Origin of the sequence: Streptomyces sp. SolWspMP-5a-2, from assembly GCF_900091845.1 — a bacterium.
Taxonomy (GTDB): Bacteria; Actinomycetota; Actinomycetes; order Streptomycetales; family Streptomycetaceae; genus Streptomyces; species Streptomyces doudnae.
This window is the reverse complement of the sequence record NZ_FMCI01000273.1, coordinates 1-18,591: the sequence shown is the minus strand read 5'-3', so window position 1 is coordinate 18,591 and position 18,591 is coordinate 1. Positions and strand designations below refer to the sequence as shown.

16 protein-coding genes are annotated in these 18,591 nt (G+C 75.8%); 12 read left to right on the top strand and 4 right to left on the bottom strand.

Annotated features, from left to right (window positions below; translation table 11 throughout):
* From GA0115242_RS27890 to GA0115242_RS27840, 11 genes are all read left to right on the top strand, one after another.
* On the top strand, positions 1-1,165 hold a 1,165-nt coding region (locus tag GA0115242_RS27890; RefSeq protein ID WP_093833254.1), incomplete at its 5' end, for a mandelate racemase/muconate lactonizing enzyme family protein.
* A gap of 171 nt (positions 1,166-1,336) precedes the next feature.
* The gene (locus GA0115242_RS27885) at positions 1,337-2,527 is read left to right on the top strand and encodes a M20 family metallopeptidase (protein WP_093833250.1); all 1,191 of its coding nucleotides are present in this window, start codon (positions 1,337-1,339) and stop codon (positions 2,525-2,527) included.
* The gene (locus GA0115242_RS27880; RefSeq protein ID WP_093833248.1) at positions 2,518-3,486 is read left to right on the top strand and encodes a carbon-nitrogen hydrolase family protein; all 969 of its coding nucleotides are present in this window, start codon (positions 2,518-2,520) and stop codon (positions 3,484-3,486) included. The genes GA0115242_RS27885 and GA0115242_RS27880 overlap by 10 nt, the downstream gene beginning before the upstream one ends.
* Positions 3,461-4,609 carry a M24 family metallopeptidase gene (locus tag GA0115242_RS27875; RefSeq protein WP_093833246.1) on the top strand — a complete coding sequence of 383 codons (1,149 nt, stop codon included), beginning with the start codon at positions 3,461-3,463 and terminating at the stop codon, positions 4,607-4,609. Before GA0115242_RS27880 ends, GA0115242_RS27875 begins: the two co-directional genes overlap by 26 nt.
* Entirely contained in the window at positions 4,606-5,043 is a 438-nt protein-coding gene (locus GA0115242_RS27870) for a RidA family protein (RefSeq protein ID WP_093833244.1), read from the top strand. The genes GA0115242_RS27875 and GA0115242_RS27870 overlap by 4 nt, the downstream gene beginning before the upstream one ends.
* Before the next feature lie 70 nt (positions 5,044-5,113).
* Positions 5,114-6,121 carry a hypothetical protein gene (locus tag GA0115242_RS27865; RefSeq protein WP_093833242.1) on the top strand — a complete coding sequence of 336 codons (1,008 nt, stop codon included), beginning with the start codon at positions 5,114-5,116 and terminating at the stop codon, positions 6,119-6,121.
* A 525-nt stretch (positions 6,122-6,646) separates the two neighbouring features.
* Positions 6,647-7,654, top strand: coding sequence for an Lrp/AsnC family transcriptional regulator (locus GA0115242_RS27860; RefSeq protein WP_093833240.1), 1,008 nt, complete (start codon positions 6,647-6,649; stop codon positions 7,652-7,654).
* Between the two features lie 88 nt (positions 7,655-7,742).
* Complete coding sequence (locus GA0115242_RS27855) at positions 7,743-8,765, top strand: polysaccharide deacetylase family protein (RefSeq protein ID WP_093833238.1); 1,023 nt, start codon at positions 7,743-7,745, stop codon at positions 8,763-8,765.
* Complete coding sequence (locus GA0115242_RS27850) at positions 8,762-10,090, top strand: MFS transporter (protein WP_093833236.1); 1,329 nt, start codon at positions 8,762-8,764, stop codon at positions 10,088-10,090. Before GA0115242_RS27855 ends, GA0115242_RS27850 begins: the two co-directional genes overlap by 4 nt.
* On the top strand, positions 10,090-10,911 hold the full coding sequence (locus GA0115242_RS27845; protein ID WP_093833234.1) for an SDR family NAD(P)-dependent oxidoreductase: 822 nt from the start codon (positions 10,090-10,092) through the stop codon (positions 10,909-10,911). Before GA0115242_RS27850 ends, GA0115242_RS27845 begins: the two co-directional genes overlap by 1 nt.
* Positions 10,908-13,106 (top strand): 2-dehydropantoate 2-reductase, encoded by a 2,199-nt coding sequence (locus tag GA0115242_RS27840; RefSeq protein ID WP_093833232.1) that lies wholly within the window; start codon positions 10,908-10,910, stop codon positions 13,104-13,106. The genes GA0115242_RS27845 and GA0115242_RS27840 overlap by 4 nt, the downstream gene beginning before the upstream one ends.
* Before the next feature lie 42 nt (positions 13,107-13,148).
* Here GA0115242_RS27840 and GA0115242_RS27835 read toward each other — a convergent pair whose 3' ends face one another.
* Complete coding sequence (locus GA0115242_RS27835; protein ID WP_161353313.1) at positions 13,149-14,135, bottom strand: LysR family transcriptional regulator; 987 nt, start codon at positions 14,133-14,135, stop codon at positions 13,149-13,151.
* Between the two features lie 49 nt (positions 14,136-14,184).
* Here GA0115242_RS27835 and GA0115242_RS27830 point away from each other — a divergent pair, with 49 nt between their 5' ends.
* Entirely contained in the window at positions 14,185-15,177 is a 993-nt protein-coding gene (locus GA0115242_RS27830) for a nitrilase-related carbon-nitrogen hydrolase (RefSeq protein ID WP_093833228.1), read from the top strand.
* Between the two features lie 100 nt (positions 15,178-15,277).
* On the opposite strand, the gene GA0115242_RS27825 is transcribed toward GA0115242_RS27830, so the two are convergent.
* From GA0115242_RS27825 to GA0115242_RS27815, 3 genes are all read right to left on the bottom strand, one after another.
* A complete protein-coding gene (locus tag GA0115242_RS27825; RefSeq protein ID WP_093833226.1) occupies positions 15,278-15,481 on the bottom strand; it encodes a cold-shock protein in 204 nt (67 codons plus the stop codon).
* A gap of 331 nt (positions 15,482-15,812) precedes the next feature.
* Entirely contained in the window at positions 15,813-17,543 is a 1,731-nt protein-coding gene (locus GA0115242_RS27820; RefSeq protein ID WP_093833224.1) for an acetolactate synthase large subunit, read from the bottom strand.
* 556 nt (positions 17,544-18,099) lie between these two features.
* A partial coding sequence (locus GA0115242_RS27815; RefSeq protein WP_141721766.1) for a YsnF/AvaK domain-containing protein occupies positions 18,100-18,591 on the bottom strand: 492 nt, incomplete at its 5' end.

The following is an 18,591-nucleotide window of genomic DNA, read 5'->3' as shown; positions in this document are numbered from 1 at the left end:
CGGCGGCCCGGCGGGCGCGGTGCGGGAGGCGGCGTACGGGGTGGTCGCGCTGCCGCTGCGGCGGCGGCTCACCCACACGTCCGTGGACACCGGCGAACTGGAGCAGGTCGTGCTGCGACTGGTCCTCGCCGACGGCGCCACGGGCTGGGCCGAGACCCGCGGCAACGGCGCCTACGCGACCCACCACACCACCGGTTCCGTCGTCGCCGCGCTGGCCGCGCTGCCCGCCGTCACCCATCCCGTCTGGCGGGACCCGGCGGCGCTCGCCGCGTCGGTGGCCCGGCACTGCCCGCCCGCCGCGATGCTCCTGGACGTGGCGTACCGCGACGCCGCCGCCCGCGCCCGTGGCGTCCCGCTGGCGTCGGCGCTGCGCGCGGAGCACGGGCTGCCCGACCGGCCGCCGGGCCCCTTGCCGACGCATGCCGCGATCCCGTTCGGCACCCCGCGGGAGGCCGCCGAACTCAGCGCGCTGGCCGCCGCGTCGGGGTTCCGGCGGGTCAAGATCCGGGTCGGCGGCGACCCCGTCCAGGACTCGGCCCGGATCGCCGCCGCGCGCACCGCGGCCGACCGGGCGGCGGGCCCCGGGGCGGTCGTGCTGGCCGCCGACGCCAACGGCGGCTGGGACCCGGAGACCGCGCTGGCCACCGCGCCCTGGCTGGCCCGGTACGGGGTGGCCTGGCTGGAACAGCCCACCGCGCCGGGCGACTTGAGGGCGATGGCCCGGGTGCGCGCCGAGTCGCCGGTACCGGTCTGGGCCGACGAGGACGTGCGCGACGCGGCGGACGTGCGCGCGGTCGCCGACCTGGGCGCGGCGGACGGGGTGCATCTCAAGCTGGAGAAGGCCGGTACCGTCGCCGCACTCGCCGAGGCGGTCGCCGTGGCCCGCGGGCGCGGACTGGACGTCGCGCTCGGGCAGATGGACTGCGGGCGCCTCGGCTGCGCGACCACCGCCCACCTCGCCGCCGGACTCGGCCTGTCCGTGGCCGAGTTGTGGGGCTGCGCGAACGTCGGCCGGGACCTGGCCGACGGGCTCGAACTGCGCGACGGCGCGGTGTCGCTGCCCACCGCGCCGGGGCTCGGCGTACGGGTCCTCCTGGACCCCGCGCGCCTGACCCCGCTCGGCCGCCCCGGCACCCCGGCCTCCGCCGGCGTCCCACTGCCCTGACCCACGCCCACCCCCGCCCGCGACCCGCTACGGGTGCCACCCCGGCGCCCTGGTCGTCAGCCCCGTCCCACTGCCCCGACCCGCTCTCCCGACCCGCCGCCGCGCCCCGCTGCGGGCCCTCGCCCGCGCCGGGCCGCCGCCCGCTCCGCACCACGCAAGGACCGAACGCCGATGCCCTCTTCCTCCGACGTCCTCACCCTGCTCACCGCGCTCGTCGCGCGGGACTCCACCACCCCGACCGGCGAGGAGGAGAGCACCGCCGACGTGCTCGCCGGGTACCTCACGGCCGGTGGCTTCTCGGTGCGGACCGAGCGCCTCGCGCCCGGCCGGGTCAACCTCACCGCCCGCCGGGTCCTCGGGGACGGCGGTCCGGTGGTGATGCTCAACTCGCACCTGGACGTGGTCCCCGCGGGCGGCGGCTGGAGCAGCCCCCCGTTCGAGCCGACGGTGCGCGACGGGCGCCTGTACGGGCGCGGTTCCGCCGACGCGAAGGGCCCGCTGGCCGCGATGGCGTGCGCCGCCGTCGAACTGGCGCGCGCCGCCGACGCGGGGCTCGTCGCCGCCCACGGGGAGATCGTCCTCACCGGGGTGTCGCAGGAGGAGGGCGACTCGATGGGCGCCCGCCGCCTGGTCGCCGACCTCCGCGACCGGGACCTGCTGCCGGACGCGGTGATCGTCGGCGAGCCGACCGGGATGCGGCTGCTGACCGCCCACAAGGGCTCGGTGCGCCCGGTCGTCGAGGTCACGGGCGTCTCCGCGCACGCCGCGACCCCGCACGCGGGCGTCAACGCCATCACCGGCGCCGCCGCCCTCGTCGGGCTCCTCGACGCGTACGCGGCCTCGCTCGCGGGTCCCGGCCATCCGCTGCTGGGCGCCCCGACCTGCACACCGGTCCTCGTCTCCGGCGGCGAGGCGCCCAACGCCGTACCGGAGCGCTGCCGGATCACCCTGGACCGGCGGCTGCTGCCGGGCGAGACGCAGGAGTCGGTGCTGGCCGAGGTGGACGCGGTGCTGGCCGACTTCAACGACGGCGGCCACGGCGCGCGGGCGGTCGTCGCGGAGTGCGCGCCGAGCACCGGCGGCCCCTCGGAGACGCCGCCCGACCACCCGTTCGTCGCACTGTGCAGGCGGGCGCTGGCCGCCGAGGGCGCGGACGACAGCCTCGGCGGGCTCACCGTCAACTGCGACATGACGCACTTCCGGGCCGCCGGGGTGCCGGCGCTGGTCTGCGGACCGGGCCGGCTCGACGTCATGCACGCGGTCGACGAGCACATCGTCGTCGCCGAACTGGAGGAGTCCGTCGGGCTGTTCCGGGCGATCCTCGCCGAGGCGCTCTCCGGGCGGGGACCGGCATGGGCCTGACCGTCGCCCTGGGCCAGGCCCGTTCGGTCCCCGGCGACCTCGCGGCCAACCTCGCCACCGCCGTCCGCCTGGTGCGCGAGGCGTCCGCCGCGGGTGCCCGGCTGCTGGCCCTGCCGGAGCTGTTCACCTGCGGCTACGATCCGGCGGCCGTCGCGGCGGCCGGGCCGGGGCTGCTGCTGGCCGCGCCCCCGCCCGGCACCGTGCCCGCCGACGGCTCACCGCTGGCCCCGCTGGCGCGGGCGGCGGCCGGGACCGGCATGTGGGTGGTGCTGGGCGCGGCCCTCACCGCCCCGGGCGACGACGGGAGCGGAGGCCCGGCGGAACGGCGGCCCGCCAACGCCGTCCTGGTCCTGGACCCGGCGGGAGCGGTCCGCGGCCGGTACGCCAAGGCCCACCTGTGGGGACCCGAGCGGGACGTCTTCGCGCCCGGCGGGGAGCTGGTCGCCGTGGAGGCCGACGGCGTCCGGATCGGCCTCGGCATCTGCTACGACGCGGGGTTCCCGGAGTTCGCCCGCGCCCACCGGCGGGCCGGCGCGCACGCGCTGCTCTACTGCTCCGCCTTCGCCGAGGGCGCCACCGAGCACCGCTACGACGTCTACCATCCGGCGCGCGCCGTGGAGAACGGCGTCTACACCCTGGTCAGCAACGCGGTCGGCGACCTCGCGGGCGAACGCTACTTCGGCCGCAGCGGCGCCTGGCACCCCGACGGCCGCCCGCTGACCGCGCTCGGCGCCGGGGACGGCGTCCGGGTGGTGACCGTCGCACCCGAGGAGACCGCCCGGGTCCGCGCCGGACTGCCCTACCTCGACGAACTCCGCGCCGACCTGCTGGGGGCCGCGACCGCGCCCCCGTCCCTCACCGTGCTGCGGTCCTCCGCCGCGGCGTCCGCCACCCCGTCACGGACCACCGTCCACCGTCCGACAGGAGCCCCTCATGCCGCCCGTCTTCCCCGCCGCTGAGTACGACCGCAGGCTGGCCGCGCTGCGCGCCACGCTGCTCTCCGAGGAACTGGACGCGGTCGTCGTCCACACCCCCGAGAACGTCTGCTACCTCTCCGGGCACGCCACGCCCGGCTACTACACCTACCAGTGCCTGATCGTCACCGCCGACGGCGAGGCCGCCGTGCTGTCCCGGCAGACCGAGACCGTCAACGCCCGTGAGACGACGCACCTGGACCGCGTCGAGGGGTTCGCTGACAGCGCCGATCCGCTGGCCGCCACCGTGGAGCTGCTGCGGCGGCTGGCCCCGGGCGCCACGGCCGTCGGGGTGGAGACCCGTTCGTGGTTCCTGCCGCCGGAGTCCTACGAGCGGCTGACCGGTCTGCTGGCGGCGGGCGGGGCGCGGGTGCGGCCCATCGACGGCGCGCTGGCCGCGGCCCGGCTGATCAAGTCGCCCGCCGAGATCGAGCAGATCAGGGCGGCGGCCACGAGCACCGACGCGGGCATGCTCGCCGCCGCCGAGGCCGCGGTGCCCGGCGCGAGCGAACGCGCCGTCGCCGCCGCCGCGTTCCAGGGCATGATCGCCAGCGGCTCCGAGTACTTCGGCATGGAGCCGTTCGTCGCCTCGGGCCCGCGCGCCGGGACCATCCACGCGAGCTGGTCGGACCGGGTGATCGGCGCGGACGAGGCGGTGCTGCTGGAGATGTCGGCCACCGTGGGCCGCTACAACGCGCCGCTGATGCACACGGTCTGGACCGGCACGCTGCGGGGTGAGGCCGCCGAGATGGCCGTCGCCTGCGCCGCCGCCCGGGACGCGGCGCTGGCCCACGTCAGGCCGGGCGGCTCGCCCGCCGAGGCGCACGCGGCGTGCAAGGCGGCCATCGCGGACGCCGGGCTCGCCCACACCTACCGCAAGCGCAGCGGCTACTCGGTGGGCATCGCCTTCGCGCCCGACTGGGGCGAGGGGCACCTGCTCTCCCTGGGCGAGACGGAGGAGAAGCGGTTCGCGGCGGACATGGTGGTGCACGTGGTGCCGACGCTGCGGATCGCGGGCACCGCCGGGATCGGTCTGTCCGCGACCGTCCTGGTCACCGGCGACGGCCACGAGGTGCTGACGTCCTGCCCGGTGGGGCCGGGACGGTGAGCGCCGCCGACGACGCGCCGGTCCCGCAGGGCGACTACGCGAGCGCCCGGGTGCACGCCGGTCTGGTGCACACGGCGGGCATGACCCCCCGCGCGGGAGGCGCCATGGCGGCGACCGGTGTCCTCGGCGCCGGGCTCGACGTGGCGGACGCCCGGCCGCTGGCGGCGCTGGCCGCCCGGCGCGCGGTCGAGGCGGGACGGCAGGCCGCGGTCGCGGCGGGACTGCGGCTGGCCTCCGCGGTGTCCATGACGGTGTACGTGGCGGCCACCGCGGACTTCACCCGGCACAGCCAGGTCGCCGACGGCGCCAGTGAGGCGGTCCTCGCCCTGGTGGGCGGGCCCCCGCCGGTGCGGGCCGCGGTCGGGGTCACCGGCCTGCCGTCCGGCGCGCCGGTGGAGGTCTCCCTGGTCCTCGCCACCGCCGGGCCCCACTGACGGCGGATACGGTGGCCGCGCGCCGGTGCGACGCCGCGGCGCGCGGCGGTACGAGGAGAGGACGAGACACGTGGGCGAGGCGGACCGGTCGATCGCGCCGGTGGTCCTGTCGGGGTTCGGGCGGGTGGGGCAGGCGTACGCCCGCCGTGTCGCCGAGGCGGGCCGGGAGGGGTCGGGGCTGCGGCTCGCGGCCGTCCGCACCGGCTCCGCGCAGTGGCTCGCGCCGTCCGGCGCCGACCCGGCACCGCCGTCGCCGCCGTTCCCCGGGCCGCCCACCGACCTCGGCGAGATCCTGGCGCGGACCCGGGCCGCGGTGCTGGTGCAGGCGCTGCCGTCGACGCCGGAGGCGTGCGCCACGGCGACCGAGGAGGCGCTCACCGCGCTGCGCTCCGGTGTCCATGTGGTGACGGCGGCCAAGGCCCATCTGCTGAGCGGCTGGCGCGCGCTGGAGGACGCGGCGCGCGCGGGCGACGCACTGATCCGGCTCTCGGCGGCCACCGGCGCGGCGCTGCCCGCGGGCGATCTGGCCCGGTCGGGGGTGCGCGGGCTCGGCTGCCGCTCGGTGCGGGCCTGTCCCAACGGCACCTCCACGTTCGTGCTGGACCGGATGGCGCGGGGCGGGACCCTCGCCGGGGCGCTGGTGGAGGCGCGGCGGCTGGGCATCGCGGAGGGCGACCCCTCGGCCGACCTGTCGGGGCGGGACGCGGCCACCAAGGTGGTGCTGCTCGCCGCGCTGCTCTGGGGCTGGGACGCGGCCGCCGTGCGGTGGCGCACCGAGCCGATCGAGGAGTCGACGGCGGAGGCGGCGCGCGCCGCGGCGGCCCGCGGGCTGCGGCTGCGCGCGGTGGCGTCCGCGACGGCGGATCTCCCGCACGAGGTGCGGGTCCGGCTGGAGGAGACCCCGGCGGGAGACCCGATGCACGGCCTCGACGGCCCGGAGAAGGCGGTCGTCTACGGCTGCCCCGAGGCGGGTGACATCACGGTGAGCGGCGGCCGCTCCAGCCCGGCGGGCGCGGCCCTGGCCCTGTTCAAGGACACGCTGTCGGTGGCGGAACCACGGGGGTACGGGTTCGGCTAGCGGGGCGTGGGCGCGGGGCGGTGCGCGGAGCGGCGTCGGCCATGGGCGCCCATGCGAGCTGGAGACCTCCAGATGGGCCGGACGGGCGTACGCAGCCGCGTCGGCGGTGGACGCGGGGCGGGTGCGCGGAGCCGCGTCGGCGGTGGGCGCGCACGCGAGCCGGAGGACGCCTGGGTGAGCCGGACAGGCGCGCGCCACCGCGTCACCCGGAGCGCGCCCAGGCGGGCCTGACGAGCGCCCCGAGCCGCCCGGTCCCCGCCCGCCACGCGGTCTCACCCCGCCCTTCGACCCGGCCCAGGCGGACGCCAGGTGTCGCCCGGACGGACGGCGGGCCATCTCCCGGGAACTTTTTTCGGACACGCCGGTGGCGTAATCCGTCATGTCGCCGCCGCCCGCGCCCGCGGCCCCGAACTGCGGGGTTTACCGCGCCGTCACCCGCGGTGCGCCGGATGACACAGGCTTGACCAGCGGGGATGCAGGATTCCTTCATTGACGGGTGGATGGGTGCTGATTAGCGTCAGCGCCATGACCTGCCGAGCCCCCGAGGGCACCGTCGACGAGCTGGACCGCCGCATCATCGCCGCGCTCCAGCTGAACGGCCGTGCTCCCTGGAGCGCGGTGGCCCGCTGGGTGGACGCCAGCGAGACGACCGCCCAGCGCCGCTACCGGGCGCTGCGCGAGCGGGGCGTGCTCCGTGTCGTCGGCACCCTGGAGCTGGACCGGACGCGGGAGGGATCCTCCATGCTGGTCCGGGTGCAGGCCAGGCCCGGACGCGGTCTCGACGTCGCGGACCGGCTCACGGCCAGCCCGGACGTCCGGTTCGTGGCCGTCGTCACCGGCGCCGCCGATCTCATCGTCGACTTCGTCGCGCGGGACAACGACGAGATGATGCGGATGCTCTTCACCGACCTGCCCGCGGCCGACCTCATCACCAGCACCGAGGCCGTCCCGGTCATCCGCGCCTTCACCTCGGCGTCCATGTGGGACACCGGGCTGCTGCCGCCCGAGGCGGCGGCGGACCTGCGTCCCTCCTCCCTGGCGTCGTCGTGCGACCGCGCCGACTGGGACGCGGCGCCACAAGCGCTCAACAGCCTCGAACAGGACGTCGTCGCTGCTCTCAAGCAGGACGGACGCACCCAGGTCAGCACGCTGGCCAGGACCCTCGGGCACACCGAGTCAGGGGTCGCGCGGGCGATGGACCGGCTCATCGCGCGCGGCGTCCTGCAGTTCCGCACCCTCGTCGAACCGGCGCTGATCGGCTACGACGCGGAGTTCATGGTGTGGCTGTCGATCGAGCCCGACCGGCTCGACGCGGCGGGGCGCCAGCTCGCCCGGCACTCGGGGACCAAGTTCCTGGGCGCGGCGACCGGCCGCTTCAACCTCGTCGGCCACATGGTGCTGCCCAGCCGCGCCGATCTGTTCCGCTACACCAGTGACGTCATCGGGGCGCTGCCCGGTCTGATCGCCTCCGACGTGACGCTGCATCTCGTGACCATGAAGTACTCCTGGCACCGGATGACCCGCACCGCCTGAGCACCCGCGGACGCCCCGGCGTCGCCGTGCCGGGGCCGGACCTTCCCCGTCCGCGCCCGTCTCCGTCCCCGACCCCCGTGGAGGACCCATGTCCACCGAAGACTCCGGCCTGCCCGCGGAGAGCTGGCGCTGGCCCGAAGAGACCTGGCGCGGCCGGGTCGACGCCGTCCGCGCGGGCCGCAGGCTGGTGCCCGACCGCTGGCCCGGCGGCGCCCGGGTGGCCGTCGCGCTCTCCTTCGACTCCGACCACGAGACGATCCCGCTGCGCGACGGCGAGACCAGCCCCGGCAGGCTCGCCCAGGGCGAGTACGGCGCCCGCGTCGGCGCCGGGCGGGTCCTCGACCTGCTGGCCCGCTACGGCGTCCCGGCGACGTTCTTCATGCCGGCGGTCTCCGCGCTGCTGCACCCCGAGGAGGCGCGCGCCTACACCCGGGACGGGCATGAGCTGGCCGTGCACGGCTGGATCCACGAGCGGAACATGCTGCTCGGCCACGATGACGAGCTGGAGCTGACGGCCCGCGCCCTCGACACGCTCACCGCGGTGACCGGCGAGCGGCCCGTCGGCATCCGCACCCCGTCCTGGGACTTCTCGCCGTCCACCCTGGCGATCATGCTGGAGCTGGGGTTCGGCTACGACTCGTCGCTGATGGCGGACGACGAGCCCTACGAGATCGTCGCCGAGGGCCGCCCCACGGGGCTGGTGGAGATCCCGGTCGACTGGATCCGCGACGACGCGCCCTACTTCACGATGGACCGCTACGGCTCGGTGCGTCCGCACAGCCGCCCGCGGGACGTCGGGGAGATCTGGCGCGACGAGTTCGACGCGGCCTACCGCGAGGGCGGGGTCTTCCAGCTCACCCTGCACCCGCACGTCATCGGCCACCGCTCCCGGCTGGTCGTGCTGCGGGAGCTGCTCGACCACATCGCCGCCCACCCGGGCGTCTGGTACACGACGCACGCCGGGCTCGCCGACGTGGCGCGGGTCGTCCCGCACGACACCGCGGCACCGTCCTCCCCCGCTCCCTCCGCATCCCCCGCATCTCCCGTCTCCCCTGCTTCTCCCGCCTCTCCCGTCCGTTCCGTCCCCGACGCCCCGGAGCACACGCCATGAACACCGGATCCGCCACACCGGCGAGCCCCCGCCCCCAGGAGGGCGGTCTCCCCGCCCACGGCAGACTCAACGGCGCCCAGCGCAAGGCGATCGTCGCCGGCACCATCGGCAACACCGTCGAATGGGTCGACTGGGCCCTCTACTCGATCTTCGCGAAGGTCATCGCGGACGAGTTCTTCCCGAAGGGCGACGGCGGGGTGGCCCTGCTGTCCACCCTCGCGGTCTTCGCGGTCGGCTTCGTGATGCGCCCGGTCGGCGCCGCCGTCCTCGGCGCCTACGCGGACCGGCACGGCCGCAAGAAGGGCATGACGCTCACCGTCGCGCTGATGGCGGGCGCCGGTTTCGCCATCGCGATCACCCCCTCCTACGACAGCATCGGCGTACTGTCGCCGCTGCTCCTGCTGGTCGCCCGGCTGGTGCAGGGCTTCTCCGCCGGTGGCGAGTTCGGGTCGTCGTCGGCGTTCCTGGTGGAGTCGGCCGCCCGCGGGCGGCGCGCGTTCGCCGGGTCCTGGCAGCAGGTGTCGGTGGCCGGCGGTGTCCTGATCGCCTCCCTGCTGGGCACCCTCACCACCTCGGTGCTCAGTGACGACGCCCTGCACTCCTGGGGCTGGCGCCTGGCGTTCGTGCTCGGCGGGCTGCTCGGCCTGGTCGGCCTCTGGCTGCGGGTCTCGGTCGAGGACACGCAGTCCTTCACCCAGGCGCAGGACTCGGGCCGCACCCGCACCAACCCGGTCAAGGCGATGTTCGTCGAGCACCCGGCGGCGACCCTGCGGGTCGTCGGCATCACCATCGCGGGCACGCTCACCTACTACATCTGGGTCAACTACCTGCCCACCTACGCCAATCTGACCACCGGCATCCCGCTGAAGACGGCGCTGCTGTCGCAGACGCTCTGCCTGGTCGTGTTCGTGGTCGCGCTGCCGTTCGCCGGGCTGCTCTCCGACCGGCTCGGCCGCAAACCGACGATGGCCGGGTTCGCGGCCGGGTTCGTGGTGCTGGCGTGGCCGCTGCTGCACCTGCTCAACGACAGCTTCGTCAGCCTGTTCCTGGTGCAGCTGATCGGCATGCTGCTGATCCTCGGCTACTCCGCGAACTGCGCGGTCATCATGGCCGAGCAGTTCCCGGCCGAGGTGCGCGCCACCGGCATCGCGCTGCCGTACGCCCTGGCCGTCGCGGTCTTCGGCGGCACGGCCCCCTACCTCACCACCTGGCTGCACGAGAGCGGGCACAGCGATCTGCTGTGGATCTACGTGTCGGTGGCCGCGCTGATCTCCCTGGTCGTCTATCTGACGATGCCGGAGACCAAGGACAAGGAGTTCCACTGATGACGCACGTGCTCGTCACCGGCGCCGCGGGCGGCATCGGCGGGGCCATCGCGGAGGCGTTCGCCGAGCGGGGTGCCTTCCTCACGCTCGCCGACCGGTCCGCCGACGCCCTGGAGGTCACCGCCGCCCGGCTCGGTGACCGGGTCGCGGCGCGGGCCGCCGACCTGACCGACCCGGGGGCGCCCGGGGCGCTGGTGGAGGCGGCCTGGGCGGAGCACGGGCCGGTGGACGTCCTCGTCAACGCGGCGGGCGTCTACCCCTCCCTCGACATGGCCGAGGTGGGCGCGGCCGACTGGGACCGGCTGTTCGCCGTCAACCTGCGCGCGCCCGTCCTGGCGACGGCCGCCTACGCCCGGCTCGCGATCGCCGCGGGCCGCCCCGGCTCGGTCGTCAACATCTCGTCGGGCTCCGCGCTGCGGGCCCGGCCGGGCGGCGGACCCTACGCGAGTTCGAAGGCGGCCCTGGAGATGGCGACCCGCGCCGCCGCGCTGGAGTTCGGCGAGCACGGTGTCCGCGTCAACGCGGTCAGCCCCGGGTTCGTGCTGGTCTCCAGCGACTGCAACCCCGTCTCCGCGCGGTACGCGGAGGCCATCGGCGCCAACCCGCTGGGCCGCCCGGGGACCCCGCAGGACATCGCCCGCGCGGTCCGCTGGCTCGCCGGACCCGACGCCTCCTGGATCACCGGGGAGATCCTGCGCGTGGACGGCGGCTCCAGTACCGGCGCCCTGCACCTGCCCCGCATCTGGGAGCGCGACGACACCCGCGCCGTCCCGCCCGGCGCCGAACCGGTGGCCGCCACCACGGAAGGATCCCTCCGATGAACGACACCACCGCGCAGCGGGCCGCCTACACGGTCGTCGGCGCCGGGGCGATCGGCGGGACCCTCGCGTTCGCCCTCGCCGACGCCGGCCACCCGGTCACCGTCGTCGACGCCGACGCGGCCCACGTGGCGGCGATCAGGGCCGGCGGACTCGTCGTGGCCCGGGGTGGCACCCGCTCGTCGGTGCCGGTCACGGCCGTCACCCCGGACGAGTTCGAGGGCACCCTCGGACGGGTGCTGCTCGCCGTGAAGGCGCAGGCCACCGGCACCGCCGTCGACTGGATCGCGCCGCGCCTCGCCCCGGACGGGTACGTGGTCTCGCTGCAGAACGGCTTCAACGAGGCCGTGATAGCGGAGCGGGTCGGCGCCGGGCGCACCGTCGCCGCCTTCGTCAACATCTTCGCCGACGTCGTCGAGCCGGGTGTCGTCCTGGACGGCGGGGCCGGGGCGCTCGTCATCGGGGAGCCGGACGGGGCGCCGGTCAGCGCCCGCGTCCGCGACCTGGTCGCCGACCTGCAGAGCTGGGGTCCCGCGGTGGCCAGCGACAACGTCGAGGGCTACCTGTGGGCGAAGGCCGGGTTCGGCGCGATGCTCGCCGCGACCGCCCTAGCGGACGCCCCGATGGCCGACCTCATCGACCGGCACCGCCCCGCGATGGCGGGCCTGACCGGCGAGATCTTCGCGGTGGCGGACCGGCTGGGCGTCACCCTCGAACCCTTCGACGCCTTCGAGCCGCTGCCCCTGCGCCGGGCGGCGGACCCCGCCGACCGGGACGGGGCGTTCGACCGCCTCACCGCCTGGCTGCGCACCCAGTCCAAGGACCGCAGCGGCATCTGGCGCGACCTCGCGGTGCGCAACCGCCCGGTCGAGGTGACCACCCACTACGCCGACGTCTTCGCGCACGCGGACCGCGCCGGGCTGCCGACCCCGCTGCTGCGCGCGGTCGTGGACGGGCTGCGCGGGCTGGAAGGCGCCCCGCAGGGGATGGCGGAGTCCCGGCTCGACGTCCTCGACCGGCTCGCCCTCGCCCCGGAGCGGGCCACCGCCGTCGGACGGTGGCTCGACGAGCACCGCGAGGAACTCGTCGCCGACCTGGCCGACTACACGTCGGTGGGCAGCGCGAGCGACGACCCGGACGCCCTCGACGCCTGCCTCGTCTGGCTGCGCGACTGGCTGGACCGGCGGCTCGGCGCACCGGACGCCGAGGAGATCCTGCCGCGCGCGGAGGCCGGGGACATCCTGGTGCGCCGCTACCCCGCCCGGGACGCGGCCAGCGCCGACACCCGCCCGGTGCTGCTGCTCGGCCACTACGACACCGTCTGGCCCACCGGCACCCTCGACACCTGGCCGTTCGAGCGCGACGGCGACCGGATCACCGGCCCCGGCGTCTTCGACATGAAGGCCGGTCTGGTCCAGGCGGTGTGGGCGCTGCGCGCGCTCGACGCCCTCGGACTGCCCCGCCCGGCCTGCACCCTCATGCTCAACGGCGACGAGGAGACCGGCAGCCTCGCCTCCTCCGGGGCGATCGTGGACGAGGCCCGCGGCAGCCGCCTCGCCATGGTCTTCGAGGCGGCGGCGGACGGCGCCGTGAAGACCGCCCGCAAGGGGGTCGGCCTGTTCACGCTCACCGTCACCGGCAGCGAGGCGCACGCCGGGCTCGACCCGACGGCCGGGGCCAGCGCGGTCGACGAACTCGCCCACCAGATCCTGCGCCTGGGGGGCCTGCGCGACCACGCGGCGGGCACGTCCCTGAACGTGGGCGTGGTGGAGGGCGGCACCCGCAGCAACGTGACGGCGGGGCGCGCGGTCGCCCGGCTGGACGTCCGGGTCGCCTCGGAGGCCGAACGGCTGCGCGTCACCCGCGCCCTGGCCGAGCTGACGCCGGTCGACGCGCGGACCCGGGTGGAGATCACCGGGGACTGGAACCGCCCGGTCTTCGAGCGCACCGCGCAGGTGGCCGCGCTCGCGGAGCTGGCCCGCCGGTGCGCGGGGCTGCTCGGTCACGACCTGGCGGAGGCGTCGGTGGGCGGGGCGAGCGACGGGAACTTCGTCGCCGCCGCGGGCGTGCCGGTCCTGGACGGCATCGGGGCGCTCGGCTCGGGCGCGCACGCCCGCTCCGAGAACACGTCGGTCTCCGGCCTGGTCGGCCGCGCGGCGCTGGCCGCCACCGTCCTGGGCGCGCTGGCCGACGACTGAGCGGCAACCCCCGGACCACCCGGCGGCCCCCGGTGCCCCGTGTCACCGGTCGGCCGCCGGGTGGTTCCGCGCTCCTCCGGTCGTCGTGGCGGGCGGCGGCAGGTCGTCCGGGCCCGGGTGCCGGGCCGTCTCCTCGACGAGGGCGCGCAGCCAGCCGTGGGCGGGGTCGTCGGTGCGGGTCGCGTGCCAGAGCGCGCCGACCGTGTACCGCGGCATCGGCAGCGGCGGCTCGCTGACCGCGAGGCCCAGGGCGTCGGCGTAGACGGCGGCCGCGTGGCGGGGCACGGTGGCCAGCGCGGGCACCGCCGCCAGGTGGAGCGCGGCCCCGGCGAAGTGCGTGGTCGAGGCGGTGACCCGGCGGTCGAGCCCGCGCGCCTCCAGGACGTCGTCGACGATGCCCCGTCTGCCGTCGTAGGAGACGAGCAGATGCGGGTGGGCGAGGTAGTCGTCGAGGGAGAGCGGTGTGGGCAGCGGCAGCAGGCGCGGGTTGAAGAGGCAGGTGTAGCCCGATGTGAACAGGGGGGTGCCGCGGTGTTCGGGGCCGTGCGCGGGGGCCGCGGCGATCCCGAGGTCCACCTCGCCCCGGTCGAGCATCCCGGCGAGGGCGTTGCGGTGGGCCTGTCTGACGGCGATCCGGACGCCGGGCAGCGCGGCGGTGGCGGCGAGCAGCCGGGGCAGCAGGGCCGCCTCCAGGTCGTCGGACATGCCGAGGGTGAAGGTGCGGCGGGCGGTCCGCGGGTCGAAGCGGTCCCCGTCGGTGACGGCGCCGTGGATCAGGGCGAGGGCGGGCTCGACGCGGCGGGCCAGTTCGACGGCGCGCGGGGTCGGCTCGACGCCGGTGCGGGTGCGGGTGAACAGCTCGTCGCCGAACGCGGTGCGCAGCCGTCCGAGGGAGGCGCTGACGGCGCCCTGGCTCAGCCGCAGGGCGTGCGCGGCCCGGGTCACGCTGCGCTCGCGCATCAGGGCCGCGAAGACCACCAGGAGATTGAGGTCCGTCTTCCTGAATTCGGTCTCATAGATGTCGATCATGGTGAACATTAGTTTGCCAGATGACGGATCGGCTTCCTAGCCTCCCCTCATGACGACACCCGCACCGCACCCCGCGACCGCGTCGCGCCGCACCCTGACCGCCGCCGTCGTGCAGGCGTCCGCGCCGCTGTTCGACACGCCCGCCGCGCTGGCCCGCGCCGAGGAGCTGATCCGGGAGGCGGTCACCGTCCGCGGCGCCGAGGTCGTGGTGCTGCCCGAGGCGTTCCTCGGCGGCTACCCCAAGGGCCTCGACTTCGGCATCACGGTCGGCAGCCGCGCCCCGGAGGGCCGCGACCTGTTCCGCCGCTACCAGGCGTCCGCCGTCACCGTCCCCGGCCCCGAGGTGGACGCGCTGGCCGCGCTCACCCGGGAACTCGGCTGCCACGCGGTGGTCGGCGCCGTCGAACGGCTCGGCTCCACCCTGCACTGCGTCGCCCTCCACCTCGGCCCCGACGGCTACCTCGGCCTGCGCAGGAAGCTCATGCCGACGGCGGCCGAGCGCTACCTGTGGGGGCAGGGCGACGGCTCCACGCTCACCGTCGTCGACACCGGGACCGCCCGGATCGGCGCGGCGATCTGCTGGGAGAACTACATGCCGCTGCTGCGGACCGCCCTGTACGCCAAGGGCGTCCACCTGTGGTGCGCGCCGACCGTGGACGACCGGGACGCCTGGCAGGCCACCATGCGGCACGTCGCGCTGGAGGGCCGCTGCTTCGTGCTGGCCGCCGCCCCCTACCTGCGCCGGGACGCCCTGCCCGCCGAACTGCGCCCGGTCCAGGGCGACGAGCCAGGCACCGTCCTGATCGGCGGCGGCTCCGTCATCGTCTCCCCGCTGGGCGAGGTGCTGGCCGGACCGCTGCGCGACGGCGAGGGCATCCTGACGGCGGAGCTGGACCTCGACGACATCGCGCGGGCCCGGTTCGACTTCGACCCGGTCGGCCACTACGCGCGCCCGGACGTCTTCACCCTGCACGTCGACGAGTCGCCCAGGGCGACGATGGCCCCGTCCGGCGGGACGCACCCGGCCGCCGCGCCGCGCTGAACGACGGGTGGGGCGGTCCCGCGGGGACGGGCGCAGGACCCGGCCCCGGACACGCGTCAGGTCCCGGAGCCGCTGCTCCGGGACCTGACGAAAAGGGTGATCAGGCGGGGGTGATGTTCTCCGCCTGCGGGCCCTTCTGCCCCTGGGCCACGTCGAAGGTCACCTTCTGACCCTCCTGCAGCTCACGGAAGCCGGAGGCGTTGATGTTCGAGTAGTGCGCGAAGACGTCCGGCCCGCCGCCGTCCTGCTCGATGAAGCCGAAACCCTTTTCGGCGTTGAACCACTTGACGGTTCCGCTGGCCATGCTGAGCCTTCCAGTCCGATGTCGAACCCGCACCTCGCGGGCCCGAAACGATGTCCCTGCCGCGCACAGGACAACAAAGCGCCCGCGCCAGAGCGCGGGCAGTCACTGCGGGCAACGACATCTAGCAGCGACGCTACACGGCGGAACGGGTCCCCACCAGAGAGAAATTGCCTGTTCCTGTGCGAGGAACAGAACAAGACACCCGCCGGACCTCTTCCGGAGGCCCGGCGGACGCCTCCGACCAGCGGACTCGCCGGGCGCCCCGGGGACTTCGCTCCGCCCCCGCGGCGCCCCGCCGAGCGGGACCGGCGGCCGGTTCCGACCACCTCGGTCAGTCGTTCGAGCCCCAGACGGGCGCCGAGGAACGCGCCGTCCGGATGTCGTCGTTCGACGCACCCGCCGCGATCATCGGCCAGACCAGCTCCTCGTCGCTGACCACGAAGTCGACGACGACGGGGACGTCGTCGATCTCCAGGGCCTTGCGGATGGTCGCGTCGAGGTCCTCGGTCCGGTCGCAGCGCAGCCCGACGCCGCCGTACGCCTCGCCCATCGCGGCGAAGTCGGGGATGCTGCGGGTGGCGGACCCGACCCCGAAGTGCCGGTCGCCGAAGAAGAGGGACTGGAGCTGGCGGACCATGCCGAGCCCCGCGTTGTTGATGACGGCGACCTTGACGGGGATGCCCTCCACGGCGCAGGTGGCGAGGGTGCGGCAGGTCATCTGGAAGCAGCCGTCGCCGTCGACGGCCCAGACCGTGGTGTCGGGCAGGGCCAGCTTTGCGCCCATCGCGGCGGGCAGCGCGTACCCCATGGTGCCCAGGCCGCCGGAGTTGAGGAAGGACCGGGGCCGCTCCAGGGGCAGGTAGTGGCTGGCCCACATCTGGTGCTGCCCGACGCCCGAGGCGTACACCGCGTCGGGTCCGGTCAGCGCGCCGATGCGGTCGATGACCTGCTGGGGCAGCAGCGAGCCGTCCGCCGGTGGCGTGTAGGTCATCGGCGCGACCGCGCGCCAGCGGTCGAGACGCTCCCACCACTCCCCCGGCGTGGTCCACGGCGTCCGCCCGCCGAGCGCCCTGACCGTCTCGGTGAGGGCGGCCAGGACGTCCTTGGCGTCGCCCACGATCGGGACGTCGACCGCCCGGTTCTTGCCGATCTCGGCCGCGTCGACGTCGGCGTGCACGATCTTCGCGTGCCGGGCGAACGTCGTGGGGTCGCCCGTCACCCGGTCGTCGAACCGGGCTCCGACCGCCAGCACCAGGTCGGCGTGCTGGAGCGCGGCCACGGCGGGGACCGTGCCGTGCATGCCGGGCATCCCGAGGTGCTGGCGGTGGCTGCCGGGGAACGCGCCGCGCGCCATCAGCGTGGTGACCACCGGGACGCCGGTGAGTTCGGCGAACCGCAGCAGCTCGGGCGCGGCGTCCGCCTTGACGATCCCGCCGCCCGCGTAGAGGACCGGGCGCCGGGACGCGCGGAGCAGGGCCGCCGCCTGGTCCAGGCTGCGCGGGTGCGGGCGGGGCGTTGCGGGCACGCCGGGCAGGTCGGGGCGGGCGGGCCTGACGTAGGCGGCGCGTTCCTGGAGGACGTCCTTGGGGATGTCGACCAGGACGGGTCCGGGGCGTCCGGTGGTGGCGAGGTGGAACGCCTGCGCGACGACGCGCGGGATGTCCCCGGCGTCGCGCACCAGCCAGTTGTGCTTGGTGATGCCCTGGGTGATGCCGCAGATGTCCGCTTCCTGGAAGGCGTCGGTGCCCAGCAGGCCCCGGCTGACCTGCCCGGTCACCGCGACGACCGGGACGGAGTCCATCGCGGCGTCGGTGAGCGCCGTCACCAGGTTGGTCGCGCCGGGGCCCGAGGTGGCCACGCACACGCCCGGCCTGCCGGTCGCCGTCGCGTACCCGGCGGCGGCGTGGCCCGCGTCCTGTTCGTGCCGCACCAGGATGTGGCGCAGCCGGGTGGAGTCGAGCAGCGGGTCGTAGGCGGGCAGGATCATCCCGCCCGGCAGTCCGAACAGGACCTCGACGCCTGCCTCTTCGAGGGCCCGGATCAGGATCTGGGCACCGGTCATCGTCTCTGTCACAGGTAGTCCCCATGCGGTGTGCGCGAACGCGCCGCCCGCGCACGCCCTTGAGGGCCGGCCGGCGTCGACTCGCTTGCGGTGGACGGCTCTCCACGAGCGGGAACGCGCGTGCCGCGTGCGGATCGGCGGCACGGCGGAGGGCCGGGACGGGCGCGCACGAGGATCGACTCGGCTGTGCGAACGCGGTCGCGGACACCCCGTGATGCCGGGGCCTGCCGACGTGACCGCAGACGTGTGGGGACGAGTCTAGGGGCCGGGCCGCGAGGGGGGTAACGGATATCGCTGCCCCGGGAGGCAGGGGAGGCGGGTCGGACCCGCAGAGACGGAGGCGGGTCGGACCCACGGGAGAGACAGGGGCGGGCTCCGGACATGCCGATGTCCGCCCGCTTGCCCGTCCCGCGCACGGAGGTGCCCGCGTGCCGCCGGCCCGGTTCCTGGGATCCGGGCCGGTGTCGGGGCTCGTCCGTGCGCGGCGGGAGCGGAGCGGCGCCCCGGCGTCACGGGGGTGACGGGGGTGACGGCCCGCGCCGGGCCTCGGCGTGGGTCAGTGGCTGGGGCCCCGGCCGCCGCCGCGACGGTCCTGGCGCCCCTGGTCCCGGCCGCCGCCGGGCTCGTCGAACTCGACCCGCTCCTTGCGCACGGTGTCGCTGATCTCCTGCTGCTCGGTGATCCTCTCGGTCTCCAGGTGGACCCGCTCGACCGCGACGGCCTCCTTGCGGACGACCGGGCGCTCGGCGTGCAGCGTCACCTCGCGCTCCTCCTCGTGGATGCGCGCGCGGATGCCCGTCTCGCCCTCCTTGATGGGCTCGCGGACCACGCGCACCTCCTCGTGGCTGATCGGGATGGTGGTGGTGACGTTCTCCGTCACGACGACCTTGCGCAGCCGGGCGTGCCCGACCTCGCTCTCCGTCTTGCCCACCCGCAGCCGCTCCTCGGAGCGGATCATGTCGCCGTTCTCCATGCCCTCGGTGCCGCGAGCGGCCATCCCGGCGGTCGCGGCGTCGGCGGACCGGCGCTGCCCGGCCGCGCCGCCGAC

Bases quoted from the DNA above. Each gene is read 5' to 3' on its own strand.
- GA0115242_RS27860 (WP_093833240.1), top strand. From the start codon at position 6,647: ATGACCTGCCGAGCCCCCGAGGGCACCGTCGACGAGCTGGACCGCCGC.
- GA0115242_RS27850 (WP_093833236.1), top strand. From the start codon at position 8,762: ATGAACACCGGATCCGCCACACCGGCGAGCCCCCGCCCCCAGGAGGGC.
- GA0115242_RS27825 (WP_093833226.1), bottom strand. From the start codon at position 15,481: ATGGCCAGCGGAACCGTCAAGTGGTTCAACGCCGAAAAGGGTTTCGGC.
- GA0115242_RS27840 (WP_093833232.1), top strand. From the start codon at position 10,908: ATGAACGACACCACCGCGCAGCGGGCCGCCTACACGGTCGTCGGCGCC.
- GA0115242_RS27835 (WP_161353313.1), bottom strand. From the start codon at position 14,135: ATGATCGACATCTATGAGACCGAATTCAGGAAGACGGACCTCAATCTC.
- GA0115242_RS27830 (WP_093833228.1), top strand. From the start codon at position 14,185: ATGACGACACCCGCACCGCACCCCGCGACCGCGTCGCGCCGCACCCTG.
- GA0115242_RS27880 (WP_093833248.1), top strand. From the start codon at position 2,518: ATGGGCCTGACCGTCGCCCTGGGCCAGGCCCGTTCGGTCCCCGGCGAC.
- GA0115242_RS27820 (WP_093833224.1), bottom strand. From the start codon at position 17,543: ATGACCGGTGCCCAGATCCTGATCCGGGCCCTCGAAGAGGCAGGCGTC.
- GA0115242_RS27845 (WP_093833234.1), top strand. From the start codon at position 10,090: ATGACGCACGTGCTCGTCACCGGCGCCGCGGGCGGCATCGGCGGGGCC.
- GA0115242_RS27885 (WP_093833250.1), top strand. From the start codon at position 1,337: ATGCCCTCTTCCTCCGACGTCCTCACCCTGCTCACCGCGCTCGTCGCG.
- GA0115242_RS27875 (WP_093833246.1), top strand. From the start codon at position 3,461: ATGCCGCCCGTCTTCCCCGCCGCTGAGTACGACCGCAGGCTGGCCGCG.
- GA0115242_RS27855 (WP_093833238.1), top strand. From the start codon at position 7,743: ATGTCCACCGAAGACTCCGGCCTGCCCGCGGAGAGCTGGCGCTGGCCC.